This window comes from Agrobacterium sp. CG674 (assembly GCF_053521645.1).
Genome location: NZ_JBNWDZ010000001.1, coordinates 1,035,187 through 1,048,896 on the forward strand (window position 1 = coordinate 1,035,187; position 13,710 = coordinate 1,048,896).

At 56.0% G+C, this 13,710-nt stretch carries 15 protein-coding genes; 7 read left to right on the forward strand and 8 right to left on the reverse strand.

What is annotated here, in order from left to right; translation table 11 throughout:
- Window positions 1–201: 201 nt before the first annotated feature.
- The 3 genes from ACQZ51_RS05065 to ACQZ51_RS05075 all read left to right on the forward strand — a co-directional run bounded on the left by ACQZ51_RS05065 (window position 202) and on the right by ACQZ51_RS05075 (window position 2,191).
- Window positions 202–894, forward strand: coding sequence for a glutathione S-transferase family protein (locus tag ACQZ51_RS05065; protein ID WP_448775636.1), 693 nt, complete (start codon window positions 202–204; stop codon window positions 892–894).
- A gap of 100 nt (window positions 895–994) precedes the next feature.
- On the forward strand, window positions 995–1,417 hold the full coding sequence (gene ndk / locus ACQZ51_RS05070; protein ID WP_042618581.1) for a nucleoside-diphosphate kinase: 423 nt from the start codon (window positions 995–997) through the stop codon (window positions 1,415–1,417).
- Window positions 1,418–1,519: 102 nt separating this feature from the next.
- On the forward strand, window positions 1,520–2,191 hold the full coding sequence (locus tag ACQZ51_RS05075; protein ID WP_448775638.1) for a class I SAM-dependent methyltransferase: 672 nt from the start codon (window positions 1,520–1,522) through the stop codon (window positions 2,189–2,191).
- Window positions 2,192–2,209: 18 nt separating this feature from the next.
- Here ACQZ51_RS05075 and ACQZ51_RS05080 read toward each other — a convergent pair whose 3' ends face one another.
- From ACQZ51_RS05080 to ACQZ51_RS05100, 5 genes are all read right to left on the reverse strand, one after another.
- The gene (locus tag ACQZ51_RS05080) at window positions 2,210–2,674 is read right to left on the reverse strand and encodes a molybdenum cofactor biosynthesis protein MoaE (protein ID WP_448775640.1); all 465 of its coding nucleotides are present in this window, start codon (window positions 2,672–2,674) and stop codon (window positions 2,210–2,212) included.
- A gap of 2 nt (window positions 2,675–2,676) precedes the next feature.
- A complete protein-coding gene (gene moaD / locus ACQZ51_RS05085; protein WP_448775641.1) occupies window positions 2,677–2,931 on the reverse strand; it encodes a molybdopterin converting factor subunit 1 in 255 nt (84 codons plus the stop codon).
- Window positions 2,931–3,518, reverse strand: a complete 588-nt coding sequence (pgsA, locus tag ACQZ51_RS05090) for a CDP-diacylglycerol--glycerol-3-phosphate 3-phosphatidyltransferase (RefSeq protein ID WP_042618577.1) — start codon at window positions 3,516–3,518, stop codon at window positions 2,931–2,933. Before pgsA ends, moaD begins: the two co-directional genes overlap by 1 nt.
- Window positions 3,519–3,620: 102 nt before the next feature.
- Window positions 3,621–5,663: an excinuclease ABC subunit UvrC gene (gene uvrC / locus ACQZ51_RS05095; protein ID WP_448775642.1), complete on the reverse strand. Its 2,043-nt coding sequence runs from the start codon at window positions 5,661–5,663 to the stop codon at window positions 3,621–3,623.
- Window positions 5,660–6,427, reverse strand: a complete 768-nt coding sequence (locus ACQZ51_RS05100; protein ID WP_448775643.1) for an SDR family oxidoreductase — start codon at window positions 6,425–6,427, stop codon at window positions 5,660–5,662. The genes uvrC and ACQZ51_RS05100 overlap by 4 nt, the downstream gene beginning before the upstream one ends.
- Window positions 6,428–6,795: 368 nt before the next feature.
- Here ACQZ51_RS05100 and ACQZ51_RS05105 point away from each other — a divergent pair, with 368 nt between their 5' ends.
- Window positions 6,796–7,455 (forward strand): outer membrane protein, encoded by a 660-nt coding sequence (locus tag ACQZ51_RS05105; RefSeq protein ID WP_448775644.1) that lies wholly within the window; start codon window positions 6,796–6,798, stop codon window positions 7,453–7,455.
- 60 nt (window positions 7,456–7,515) lie between these two features.
- On the opposite strand, the gene ACQZ51_RS05110 is transcribed toward ACQZ51_RS05105, so the two are convergent.
- Both ACQZ51_RS05110 and ACQZ51_RS05115 read right to left on the reverse strand, forming a co-directional pair.
- Window positions 7,516–8,112 carry a glutathione S-transferase family protein gene (locus tag ACQZ51_RS05110; RefSeq protein WP_448775645.1) on the reverse strand — a complete coding sequence of 199 codons (597 nt, stop codon included), beginning with the start codon at window positions 8,110–8,112 and terminating at the stop codon, window positions 7,516–7,518.
- 21 nt (window positions 8,113–8,133) lie between these two features.
- Window positions 8,134–8,862, reverse strand: a complete 729-nt coding sequence (locus tag ACQZ51_RS05115; protein WP_448775790.1) for a ribonuclease T2 family protein — start codon at window positions 8,860–8,862, stop codon at window positions 8,134–8,136.
- Window positions 8,863–9,070: 208 nt separating this feature from the next.
- Here ACQZ51_RS05115 and ACQZ51_RS05120 point away from each other — a divergent pair, with 208 nt between their 5' ends.
- The gene (locus tag ACQZ51_RS05120; protein WP_192063784.1) at window positions 9,071–10,027 is read left to right on the forward strand and encodes a lysylphosphatidylglycerol synthase domain-containing protein; all 957 of its coding nucleotides are present in this window, start codon (window positions 9,071–9,073) and stop codon (window positions 10,025–10,027) included.
- On the opposite strand, the gene ACQZ51_RS05125 is transcribed toward ACQZ51_RS05120, so the two are convergent.
- Window positions 10,028–10,873 (reverse strand): 23S rRNA (adenine(2030)-N(6))-methyltransferase RlmJ, encoded by an 846-nt coding sequence (locus tag ACQZ51_RS05125; RefSeq protein ID WP_448775647.1) that lies wholly within the window; start codon window positions 10,871–10,873, stop codon window positions 10,028–10,030.
- Between the two features lie 17 nt (window positions 10,874–10,890).
- Between ACQZ51_RS05125 and ACQZ51_RS05130 the strand changes: the two genes are divergently transcribed.
- Together ACQZ51_RS05130 and ACQZ51_RS05135 are read left to right on the forward strand one after the other, a co-directional pair.
- Entirely contained in the window at window positions 10,891–13,098 is a 2,208-nt protein-coding gene (locus tag ACQZ51_RS05130; RefSeq protein WP_448775649.1) for a molybdopterin-containing oxidoreductase family protein, read from the forward strand.
- 3 nt (window positions 13,099–13,101) lie between these two features.
- Window positions 13,102–13,698, forward strand: a complete 597-nt coding sequence (locus tag ACQZ51_RS05135) for an NUDIX domain-containing protein (RefSeq protein WP_448775650.1) — start codon at window positions 13,102–13,104, stop codon at window positions 13,696–13,698.
- The last annotated feature ends 12 nt before the right edge of the window (window positions 13,699–13,710 follow it).

Genomic DNA, 13,710 nt, shown 5'->3' on the forward strand with positions numbered 1-13,710 from the left:
GAATATGAACTGCCGATTGGCGCGGCATTTTGCTCGTTGAGCATTCTATTGTTCGCGACGCTTTAAAATACCATAAATGGCAGGCATCATTGTCCATGAATGTACATTTTCGCGCGTAATGGGTTCCATGACATCTAGTCATTTGATCATGGTCCACTTCAGTGATTTGATAGCGACGAAACCACATGAGAAGGACCTGCGATGACCTCCAGAACCCTGTACTCGCTTTGCGGCAAAGACGACGCCCGCCCGTTTTCTCCCCATTGCTGGAAGGCTGTCATGTCTCTGGCCCATAAGGGGCTGGATTTTGAGGAAAGGCCATTGGCCTTCACCGCGATACCGGGCGTGGAGAACGGCTTTTCCAAAACGGTCCCCATTCTTCGAGATGGCGACGAACTGGTGAAAGATAGCTTCGAGATCGCGGTCTATCTGGATGAGGCATACCCCAAAGCGCCGTCGCTGTTTAACGGAGAGGGCGGCAAGGCTCTGTCACGTTTCGTCGAAAGCTGGTCGCAAACGCAATTGCACCCGTCCATCGTCAAGATTGCCGTTCTCGATATTCACGACATGCTAGATGAGGCGGACCGCGCCTATTTCCGTGAAACCCGCACCAAAGCCCTTGGCAAAACTTTGGAAGAGGTGATCGCGGACCGAGATGCCGAGATCGCAGTCTTCCCGGAGAAGCTGGCGCCTATTCGTCGGATGCTGGCGTCACAACCATTCCTGGGTGGAGATACCGCGCTGTTTGCCGATTATATTGTTTTCGGCGCGCTCCAATGGGCGCGTGTCACATCGGGCGTGGACCTGTTCGGAAAGAACGATGCAGTCCGCGACTGGTTCGAACGTTGCCTTGATCTGCACGGCGCGCGCGGAAGAAGTGTGACAGCGGCGTGAAATGTGATGGAGACCTGGGCAAATCCCGCCATACCCCTTGTTTTCGGCCCATTGGGCGGGTAAACACCGCCCACTTTCTCCAAGAATAAGGAATAGAGATATGGCGATTGAACGCACTTTTTCGATGATCAAGCCGGACGCAACCAAGCGCAACCTGACTGGTGCCATCACCAAGGTATTCGAAGACAACGGTCTGCGCATCATCGCGTCCAAGCGCGTCTGGATGAGCAAGCGCGAAGCAGAAGGCTTCTACGCTGTTCACAAAGAGCGTCCTTTCTTCGGTGAACTGGTTGAAGGCATGACATCCGGCCCAACCATCGTTCAGGTTCTGGAAGGCGAAAACGCAATCCTCAAGAACCGCGAAATCATGGGCGCGACCAACCCAGCAAACGCTGACGAAGGCACGATCCGTAAGCAGTTCGCTCTGTCCATCGGTGAAAACTCCGTTCACGGTTCTGACGCTCCTGAAACCGCAGCTCAGGAAATCGCTTACTGGTTCGCAGAAACCGAAATCGTCGGCTGAATCAATCTGCCAGGTATCGGAATCAGTCTCTAAGGCGATTGCCTTAAGCGATTGAACTAAAACAAAAAAGCCCGCGTATTTACGATCTTCTGAAGGATCGAGATGCGCGGGCTTTTTGTTTGTTCAAAACCATGTAGGGTTGAAAGCAATTGGATTTCGGTCAGTAGACAGGGGGGATCGATATTGACTTTGGACCAGACAACTCTTCGCTTTTACGCGGAGGAATCCGAAGCCTACACCTCAAGAGGGCAGCCACACAGTGCGCATCTTGAGGCTTTCCTTAAACGCCTGCCACCCAAGGCCGATATTATCGAGCTGGGGTGCGGGGCGGGGCAAGACAGTGAATTTATGCTCGCCCAAGGATTTAACGTTCGCCCGACAGACGGAACGCCTGAAATGGCAAAAGCAGCATCACAGCGGCTGAATATTCCTGTCGATACTCTGTTGTTCAGCGATCTGGATGAAACGGCGGCCTATGATGGTGTATGGGCAAACGCGTCTCTTTTGCATGTGCCCAAGGCGGAGTTACCCAGCATATTGAGCTTGATCCATAGGGCGATGAAACCGGGCGGAGTGTTTTATGCCAGTTTCAAGGCTGGGCAATCCGAAGGCCGAGACCAGCTTGATCGGTACTACAATTATCCATCGCAAGAGTGGTTGACCAATGTCTATGGCGCCCTTGAGTGGCGTGAGATCGATATCAAAGCCGAAGCCGGCAGCGGGTATGATAAGATGCCTTCGGACTGGCTACATGTTACCGCTATCAGATATTAGCGTCTTAGAGGCGCTGGGCTACTGGCGCCATTTATCCTTCGCAGCGTCGTCGGTATCCTTGGCCGATACCCAGTCGCCCGCTGTGCCGTCTTTGCTGTGCTCCTTCTTCCAGAAGGGGGCGGCGGTCTTCAGATAGTCCATCACGAAGTTCGCGCCATCGAAGGCTGCCTGCCTGTGGCGGGAGGCTGCGATGACGAGGACGATGTTGTCGCCGGTCTCTATGCGACCATAACGATGGATTGCTGTGAGACCGAGAAGTTCGAAGCGCTCGATGGCAAGCTTGGCAATGCGCAGCATTTCGGCTTCCGCCATGCCGGGATAATGCTCAAGCTCAAGGGCTGATAGCGTGCCGCCATCGTCGCGGCAGAGACCGGTGAAGGTCACGACGGCGCCGATGTTTCTGTCGCCCTGCGATAACAGCCGAGCTTCAGCGGACGCATCGAAATCCTGTCGCTGCACACGAATGGTCGGCTCGACCGTCATGACTAGCCACCCGTCATTGGTGGAAAGATACCGATTTCGCGCGCGCCTGCTATGCTCTCATCATGCTCGATATGTTCCTGATTGACCGCGACGCGGATGACATCAGGAAATTCGAACGCGGCTTCATATTCTTCGCCCAGTGTCACCAGATGTTGGATCAGGTCGCCCGCCGTCTTCACGCTGGCAGGAAGTTCGAGATCCTCCTCGGATTTTCCGATTCTCTCGCGTACCCAGGCAAAATAGACAATGTGAACCATTAATCAGCATCCACGATGTGCTTGATGCCCGCCCTGAAATAATCATAACCGGTGTAGATGGTCAGTGCGGCGGCGACCCATAGCAGCGTGATGCCGATTTCTGTCGTGTAGGGCAGCACCTTGTCGCCTGCCGGGCCCGCAAGGAGGAATGCGATTGAGACCATCTGGATCGTCGTCTTCCACTTTGCGATCTGGGTAACCGGCACGGAAACCTTCAACGCCGCCAGATATTCGCGCAGGCCAGAGACCAGAATTTCGCGGCACAGGATCGTGATAGCAGCCCAGAGCGACCAGCCAGCAATTGTCCCATCGGCAGCCAGCAAGAGTAGCACGGATGCAATCAGCAGTTTATCTGCAATCGGGTCCAGCATGCGGCCGATATTGGATGTCTGGTTCCAGATGCGCGCCAGATAACCATCCAGAAAGTCGGTGAGCGAGGCAATGATGAAAAGCCACAACGCTGTCCATCGAGCAAAATCCGAACTTTCAAGCTTCCCCTCTATGAAGAAACACAGAACGATAACCGGAACCGCCAGAATGCGGCCATAGGTCAGAAGATTGGGGATGTTGTATGCGCGCGAAGCCATGGGGGGAACCTGTCATTCGAGATACAGCGTTGATGCAGCCCTAAGCAGCAAGCGTCAACACCCTATTATGTTTTTTTGCGGGTACCGCTCAAAACCATGCACTTAGTCTCGACCACTCTCGTGGAAGTGATTGTAAACCTGCCGCGCTACCGTTTCAGAAATACCGCCAACTGCCATCAGGTCGCTCAGTGCCGCCCGCGACACTGCCTTGGCAGTGCCGAAATGCTGCAAAAGGGCGCGTTTGCGACCGGGGCCGATGCCGCCGATTTCATCCAGCGGGTTCTTGATGAGCTCTTTCTTGCGGCGGGCGCGGTGAGAGCCGATGGCGAAACGGTGCGCCTCGTCACGCATGCGCTGAACGAAATACAGCACAGGATCACGAGGCGGCAGTGAAAAATCGCTGCGCGTATCGGTAAAGAACCGCTCGCGGCCCGCATCACGGTCAACGCCCTTCGCCACGCCGATTGCGGTCACGCAATCGCGGATGCCGAGTTCATCCAGAATGGTGCGCACGGCGGTCATTTGCCCTTGTCCACCATCGATGAGGATAACATCCGGCCATGCGGGGAAGGGCGCGTCAGCGGCGTCTTCCGGCGCTGTGACCTGGGAGCGGTCCGGTCTGCCTTCTTCCTTCAGCAGCCGCGAAAAGCGGCGCGTCATCACTTCGCGCATCATGCCGAAGTCGTCGCCGGGGGTGATGTCGGTCGATTTGATGTTGAACTTTCGATAGTGGCTTTTGGTGAAGCCGTCCGGCCCCGCAACCACCATGCCGCCGACGGCGTTGGTGCCCATCATATGCGAGTTATCGTAAATCTCGATGCGGCGCGGCACATAGGGCAGGGCAAATGTTTCCGCGAAGCCTTTCAGCAACCGGGCCTGCGACGATGTTTCGGCAAGCTTGCGCCCATGCGCTTCGCGCGCGTTTCCTAGAACGTGATCGACCACATCTTTCTTCTCTCCACGCTGCGGCACGGAGATGCTGATCTTGTGGTTTGCTTTTTCAGTAAGTGCGGCGGCGAGCAATTCCTGCTCCTCCACGGCTTCCGATAGCAGGATTTGCCTCGGCACCGGCTTGTCATCGTAAAACTGCGCCAGAAAGGCGCTCAGGATTTCGGATCCGGGAAGGGATGGGTCTGCCTTGGGGAAATAGGCGCGGTTGCCCCAGTTCTGTCCGGTGCGGAAAAAGAAAACCTGAATGCAGGACACGCCACCTTCGTGGTGAATGGCGAAAACGTCCGCCTCATCAATGCCCGCCGGATTGATGCCCTGATGGCTCTGCACATGCGACAGCGCCGCAAGCCGGTCGCGGTAGACGGCGGCGCGCTCGAAATCAAGGTCGTCAGAGGCCTCGTTCATCTGGGATGCGATGGTTGCCTTCACGCTCTGGCTCTTGCCTGAAAGGAAGTCTTTCGCCTCCTTCACCAGTTCAGCATAGCCCTCGTCACTGATCTCATGTGTGCAGGGGGCGGAACAGCGCTTGATCTGGTGCAGAAGACAGGGACGCGTCCGGCTTTCAAAAACGCTATCCGTGCAGGTGCGAATGAGAAAGGCGCGCTGCAGGGAGTTGATGGTTCTGCCGACTGCGCCTGCTGATGCGAAAGGCCCGAAATAATCACCCTTGCGGGCGCGTGCGCCGCGATGCTTGAAAATGGCCGGGGCGCGGTTATCGGCTGTAATGAGAATATAGGGAAAGGATTTGTCGTCGCGCAGCAAAACATTGTAGCGCGGACGCAACCGCTTGATCAGGTTGGCTTCCAGAAGCAGCGCTTCGATTTCCGTGCGCGTCGTCACGAATTCCATATGCGTGGTCAGCCGCACCATCTGGCCGATGCGGTTGGAGTGAAAGCGACCTTGCGCGTAGTTGCTGACGCGCTTTTTCAACGAGCGGGCCTTGCCGACATAGAGAACATCGCCCGCATCATTGAACATGCGGTAGACGCCGGGATTGTTGGGCAGGTGTTTGACGAATTCGCCGATGAGATCCATGCCCTTGAGGCCGGACTCGTTTTTCCATCCCGCATTCCAGTCCATGGATGCAGGCGCGTATTCCGACACCACGTCACTGGTAGCGGAGGCTACGTCATCTTCATCGTCGTCATTATCATCGAAGAGAACGCCGCCATCGGGCAGCTTCTTTCCGTTCATTCAGGTATCTCCGCCACGTCAGGGGTTTCCCAGCCAAGGTGCTGGCCCCCGTCGAGCGCGATCATCTGGCCGGTGATCGACGGGGAGTCATATAGAAAGCGAATGGTGCGACCGAATTCATCCGGCTGCGGCCCACGCTTTAATATAAGGGCGTCGATCTGCGCCTGAAAGTCCTCAGGCTCCTGTCTTTCACTTTTAAACGAAGGGCCGGGCCCGATGGCATTGACCCGCACGCGCGGTGCAAAGCTCTGCGCCATGGTTTTCGTGGCCGTCCACATGGCAGATTTCGAGAGCGTGTAAGAGTAGAAGCGCGGTGTGAGCGCCAGCACCCGTTGGTCTATGATGTTGACGATCAGTCCTGACATGTCCTCAGGCAATTGCCGAACAAGCGCCGCCCCCAAGATCGATGGTGCGCGAACGTGAACGGCGAAGTGGGCATCGAAAGCGGCGCTGTCGAACGCGTCTGCTGAATCGTGTTGGAAAACTGAGGCGTTGTTGACCAGAATTCCGATCGGTCCGAGGGCTGAATTGGCGCTCTCCATCAGTTTTTCTGTCGAGTCGGAATTTTCCAGATCTGCCTGCACAACAGCGGCACGACCACCATTTTGCCTTATTGTGTTAGCGATGGCCTCGGCTTCCTCCAGAGAGGAGCGGGCATGGATGCCCACCGCGAACCCCTGTGCAGCAAGATACTCTGCTATTGCGCGCCCCATGCGCCGTGCGGCACCGGTAATAAGGACCGTCTTTGGTATAGTCTCGTTCAAAGCTGATTCACGCCCTGCTGCTGTGTGTTCTACATGCGAATATAAGTCGAAACATCGAGTTTTGAACAGCGAATGCGCTGATTATACAGATTTATGCCTTCACGTTACGTCCGAAGTAATTTGATTTAAATACATGTAAAATGACGTTTTTTGAAGTTAACCACTCGTTATCCTTAATAGATTTTTGTGTCATTTTAGCAACGTCCCATTTCCGTCACGTCGGTGCCCCAATCAATTCACATTTTGGCTGTGTGATCTCCTCATTCACCCATCATTTTGATCATCAGTCGGGCAAGGGAACAAACTGTTTTACACCGCGTTTTGGGAATATGTGTTTGAGCACCCCGCGGGTATAGAAGGAGAATAGCATGCGTACTATCGTTGCAACACTACTGGCCACCACTATGGCAGCTGCGGCGTTTTCGGCAGCGAAGGCAGCCGACGCGGTGAACGAAGTGCCGCAGGCACCCGTTGCCTACGAGCAGCCAGCGCCAATCAGCAACTGGTCTGGCGCGTACCTCGGTGCGACCGGCAACTATGATTGGGGTCGTTTCACAGGTAACGGCGGCGATCGTGATGCCGACGGCTTCGGCGGCGGTCTCTATGGCGGTTACAACATGCAGAGCGGCCAGATCGTTTATGGTGCTGAAGCAGACGTAAACTTCGGCGATGAGAAGGGTTCTGCTGGAACAGGCAACCTGGGCGAATCTCTCGAAGGCAAGCAGGGCGTCAACGGCTCTATCCGTGCTCGCGTCGGTTACGACATGAACCCGTTCCTGCTCTACGGTACAGGCGGTCTGGCAATTTCTGACAACAAGGTCAGCAATTCCACATCCGACGACAATGCAACAGCGCTCGGCTACACAGTCGGTGCTGGTGTTGAAGCCATGGTTACCAACAACATCACGGCTCGCGTTGAATACCGTTACAGCGACTACCAGAACAAGGACTTCACGCTTGACACAGGAACCGTATCTCGCGGCTTCGACGATCACAGCGTTAAGGCTGGTATCGGCGTAAAGTTCTAATCCCATCAGGGATGAATGTTGAAAGCCGGGGTTCGCCCCGGCTTTTTTTGTTTATGTGTTTCAGGCCGGAGCTTTCATCTCGGCATAGTCCTTGAAGCGCTTGCCGAATTTTTCGGGCCAGTCGGCCAATGTCTTGCGACCAGCAGCCCACTCGCCAGCAAAGCGCAGATCGAGATAGCCGATCGTCGCCGCAAGCGCGAAGTGGCCGCCATGCAGTTTCTTTCCTGTCTTGGGCAGGTTCGCATTCAGGTAATCGAGACCTCTGACGACCTTCGACCACTGCTTATCGATCCAGGGCTGGTGTACAAGGTTTTCCGGGCGTGAGCGCCGCTCGTATACGATCGCAATCAGGCAATCCATGATGCCGTCGCACAAAGCTTCCAGCACTTCTGCTTCCGTCCGCTTGTCATGCTTCTTCGGATAGAGTTTTCCGCCAGAGACCCGATCCAGATAATGCATGATGGCAACGCTGTCATAAATCGATCCGCCATCATCCAGCAGCAGAACTGGTATTTTGCCCAGCGGATTGTTGTACAGCAATGTGGATGGTTCTGCGCTAGTGTCGACTTTGATGTCGGTGATGCCGATGTCGAGATAGCGTGACGCCATTCGGACTTTGGCAGAGTAGGGGGATGCCGGCGAATAGAGGAGTTCCATGTTGGGTCTACCTTCAAGGTTTTAGCGGATGGGAATGATTTCAGTGGTGTTTGATCGGCAGCCCCTGCGGTCCACCTCCGGGCAGGTGCGAAGGCTGAGATCCTTGTTCATGCAGATGCGGACTTCTTCGAGGAGCGGTCCTTCGCAGCTTATGGCTACACCCTGTTTCACCATGCCGGGATTTGCCCCAATGAAGGCGGTTTCCACGGCATCTGCGGAGAGTGTCTTGCTGCTGTTGCCCGATGACAGGTCTTGCGGCACGGTCACGCGCTGATGTGCGGCGCGAATAGTGTCGAAATAGTCCTTCTGCGAAAGACCGCTGCATGATCCATGCTTGCGCCATTGATGGCCGATGAGGCCCATGGATGGCATGATGTCGAACATGCCACGTCCTAGCTCTTGCGGCACGCGCTCTTTCTTGTCCTCGCCGCAAAATTCGGGATAGCCGGTTTCGTTCTGAGGCCACAGACCGTGCACCACGAAGCCATATTTGCGATCGCTTCCGCATTGCTGCCTGTTGTTCTTGCCCGCATCACTGGCGCAGAATGCCGGAGACCACGACAAGGACAGGACATAGAAGTCAAATCCCGAACCGACGGGCGGCTGCAACGTCTGGCGTGGGGAGGGCGCGGTAGCTGCGGTTGTGGCGGGTTGGAGTGAAGTTTCCGTTCCGTGCGGATAGAATATCGACCACCCCGCTGCTGCCAGAGCAAGGACACCCATGGCAATTATGCCAGCATATTGTTTTATCGGGTTCACTTGATGCCCCAGAGCCATGATGACGAAGACTTGATCGCTATCGGCTTTTATACCATCCCAACCCTGTGGCAAACAGGCGACCGAAAAATCAACCATCCATGATAGTGATGGTTGAAACGGGGCTTGCATAAAGAATAAGCTCAGCGAATCCGGCAAAAGGCCAAACTGTCGGGTGGGGAGTGAATCCAGGCATGTCCGTATGAAATTGAAAAAATACATCTGGCCCCTGGTGGGCGTGGCGACGATCGGGTTCTCCGTATGGCTTCTCTATAAGGAGTTACGCCATCTCTCGCTTGATGATGTCTGGGGCAGTCTGGCTGCTATCGATCCCCATCATTGGCTGATGTCGGGCCTGTGCACGCTGGTGGCCTATTCGGCACTGGCGGGATATGACCGGATTGCGCTTCAGCATCTCAAACGCAAAGTCGGCTGGATTTTCATAACGCTGACATCGTTCACCACCTATGCGCTTTCGCATAATGTCGGCGCGTCGGTGTTTTCAGGCGCTGTCGTTCGTTACCGGGCCTATACGTCAAAGGGGTTGAGCGTCTCGGAAATCGGCGTCCTCGTCGCCCTGTGTTCTTTCACCTTTGCCATCGGCACCATCATGCTGATGGGCTTTATTCTGGTGTATGAACCTGAAATCACAGAACGTTTTGTCGGCGTGCTTCCGGTGGAGGCATCGGCCACGACGGGCGTTCTTCTGCTGGGTATTGCGGGGCTTTACCTTCTCGGCAGCCTCTTGAAGCTACGTCCGCTGAAGATCGGGTCATTCACGCTGTTTTATCCGGCCCCGCACCTGGTCATACAGCAACTCGTCATTGGCCCCATCGAACTTCTTGGCGCCGCAGGCATCATCTATTTCGCCCTGCCGGACGCTGGAAATCCCGGCTTCATGGTGGTTCTGGGGATTTTCCTGATATCGTTTTCCGCAGCGCTGATTTCCCACGCGCCCGGCGGTCTGGGCGTTCTGGAGCTGGTGTTCGTCACCGGTCTGCCGGATATGAACCCGGCAGATGTGATTGCGGCGCTTCTTGTGTTTCGCCTGTTCTACCTCATCATTCCCTTCGTGATCGGCCTGTTCATCATCCTCTTTTTCGAGAGGTCACAACTGGCAGCGGCAGAGCGGGAAGAGCGAGAGACAGAGCTTAAATAACTATTCGCCGCGCAGCCAGAACGCGCGGTGCGAGGCATAACGATCTTGCGCCATGGTTACCCTCAGCACCGGCAGCATGGTGTGCAACTCTTCCTTCAATGTGAAGGGAGGATTGACGATGATAAGGCCGGAGCCACTCAACCCTTCCACACGGTCGCTGCGCACCGAAAGCTCGGCGCACAGCATCTTCGGGATATCGTAAGACTGAAGCTGTTCGTGGAAATCCTTGATCGGCGCGCTCTTTTTCAGCGGATACCACAGGCAATAGGTACCGGTTGAAAACCGGCGATAAGCCTTGTGAAAGCCTTCCGCCAACCGCTCATATTCATTCTCTTTTTCGAATGGCGGATCGACCAGCACAAGCCCGCGTTTTTCCTTCGGCGGCAGATGCGCGCCCAGCGACAACCAGCCGTCCAGCTCGGTCACACGCGATTGGTAATCGCCTTCGAACAGACGCGATAAGGCTCTGAAGTCTTCGGGATGAAGTTCCATGGCAGACAAGCGGTCCTGCGGGCGAAACAGCATGCGCGCAAGCTTTGGCGAGCCGGGATAGAACTGAAGGCCGCCATCCGGGTTCAGCTCTCTCACGGCTGTGAGATATGGCTCCAACAGCTCTGCCACCGCTGGCGGCAGATCGGCCTCCAGCAATTTGCCGATGCCGGTCTGCCATTCGCCGGTCTTTTGCGCCTCAACCGAAGACAGATCGTAGAGGCCGATGCCCGCATGGGTATCCAGCACACGAAATGCCTTGTCCTTGTTCTGCAAATAGCGAACGAGCCGTGCCATGACCGCATGTTTGAGAACATCGGCGAAATTGCCTGCGTGGTATATGTGCCGATAGTTCATGCGCGCCGATGCCTTTTATGAATAATCTTGATGGTCGTCACTTGGGCCTTTTGGCCGCATTGCCTTTGCAATATACAAAAGTCATGAATGATGCGACCCCGATTTCCACGAAAGCCGTGACTGGTGCTGTCAGCATCGGCCATACCGTCTGTCCCCATGACTGCCCAAGCGCCTGCGCGCTGGAGGTTGATATCAACGCCGATGGCCGGATTGGCCGTGTGCGCGGTGCCAATGCCAATACTTACACTGCTGGCGTCATCTGCGCGAAGGTGGCGCGGTATTCGGAACGGATCTACCATCCGGGCCGTTTGCTGACACCCAAGCGCCGTAAAGGTGCTAAGGGTGCGGGCGATTGGCAGGAAATCGGCTGGGATGCGGCGCTGGACGAAATTGCCGAGGCATTCGTCAAGGCGGAAGCCAAGCATGGGGCAGAGGCCATCTGGCCCTATTTCTACGCCGGTACCATGGGGCAGGTGCAGCGCGACAGCATAGAGCGTCTGCGCCACGCCAAGAAATATTCCGGTTTCTTCGGCTCCATCTGCACCAATATGGCCTGGACAGGATATGTCATGGGCACCGGTGCGTTGCGCGGGCCGGACCCGCGTGAGATGGCCAAGGCGGATGTTGTGGTCATCTGGGGCACCAATGCGGTGGCGACGCAGGTCAATGTCATGACCCACGCTATCAAGGCCCGCAAGGAACGCGGCGCAAAGATCGTCGTTGTCGATATCTACGATAACCCGACCATGAAACAGGCCGACCTGAAGCTGATCGTGCGGCCCGGCACGGACGCAGCCCTTGCCTGCGCCGTCATGCACATCGCCTTTCGTGATGGATATGCCGACCGCGCCTATATGGCGAGATTCGCGGATGATCCTGCCGGTTTGGAAGCACATCTTGTTTCGAAGACACCGCAATGGGCTGCGGAGATCACCGGTCTCACTGTCGAGGAAGTCGAAAGTTTCGCACGGCTTGTCGGAACCAATAAGAAGAGCTTTTTCCGCCTGGGATATGGCTTTGCCCGGCAGCGCAACGGCGTGGTCGCCATGCATGCGGCGCTCTCCATTTCCACCGTTCTCGGCTCCTGGCAATATGAGGGCGGCGGGGCATTTCACAACAATGGCGATATCTTCCGGCTGGATAAGTCGGAGCTTATGGGCACGGCCTATGCCGACCCCAATGTGCGTCAACTCGATCAATCACAGATCGGCCGCGTGCTGACTGGTGACGCCGAGGCGCTTCGCTATGGTGGGCCGGTGACGGCGCTGTTGATCCAGAACACCAATCCCGTCAATGTCTGCCCAGAGCAGCGGCTGGTGCGCCAAGGCTTCCGGCGTGACGATCTGTTCGTTGCGGTGCATGAGCAGTTCATGACCGATACTGCTGATCTGGCCGATATCGTTCTGCCGGCCACCATGTTCCTCGAGCATGACGATATCTATCGCGCCGGTGGCCAGAACCACATTCTGCTCGGGCCCAAGCTGGTGGAGCCGCCTGAGACGGTTCGCACCAACCTGTTTGTCATCGAGGAATTGGCCAAGCGTCTGGGTGTTGCCGATATGCCGGGCTTTGGCATGAGCGAGCGCGAACATATCGACCGCATTCTGGAACCGGGCGGTTGGGGCGATTTCGATAGCCTTGCCGAAGAAAAATGGATCGACGCCCAGCCTCCCTTCGAGGTTGCCCATTATCTGGGAGGCTTCGGCTATGCGGATGGCAAATTCCGTTTCAGCCCGGACTGGCAGGGCGGTCCATCGCCTAACAAGCCGCCGCACAATGTGCCGGTCATGGGGCCGGTCGCGGAGCTACCGAAATTTCCCGATCAGGTGGATATCATTGAAGTGGTCGATGCCGAGCACCCGTTCCGGCTTGCGACATCACCCGCTCGTAACTTCCTGAACTCGACTTTCGCAGAGACGAAAACATCCGTGCAGAAAGAGGGGCGCCCAGAAGTGATGATCTGTCCCACCGATGCCGTCAGGCTCGGCGTGGCGGATGGTGATGTCGTGCAGATCGGCAATGATCGCGGGCAGGTTCGTATTCATGCGCGGATTGTCGATGGCGCGAAGTCGGGTGTGCTGATTGCCGAGGGCCTATGGCCCAACAAGGCGCATCTGGATGGCGAAGGCATCAATGTGCTGACAGGCGCAGACGCAGCGGCACCTTACGGTGGCGCGGCCTTCCACGACAACAAGGTTTGGTTAAAGACATTTTCGCAGGAATAAGACATGCAGAAATTTGATAATGCGACGATTGAAATTCTCAAAGACGAAACACTTTCAAAGAACTGGTACCACCTTCGCAACATCACCTACAATTACACCAACTCGAAGGGTGAAACGAAGACGCTGAAGCGCGAGGCCTATGACCGCGGCAACGGCGCGACCATTCTGCTCTACGATCCAAAGATTGACAGTGTCATCCTCGTTCGCCAGTTCAGGGTACCGACCTATGTCAACGGCTATCACGGCTGGCTGCTGGAAACGCCTGCTGGCCTTCTGGATGGAGATAATCCGGCAGATGCCATCGCGCGCGAAGTGATGGAAGAAACCGGCTACAAGCTGCGCGACACGCGCTTCCTGTTCAAATCCTTCATGTCTCCAGGCTCAGTCACCGAAATCCTGCATTTCTTCGCGGCGATCGTTGACGCATCCGACCGGATCGAAGAAGGCGGCGGTGCCGACCATGAAGATGAGGACATCGAAGTCGTCGTGGTCCCGCTGGATGACGCCATGAAGATGATCGAAAACGGCGATATCTGCGATGGCAAGACCATCATGCTGCTGCAATGGGCTGCTCTCAACCGGGCATCACTGACGTCATAATCTCACGGAGTT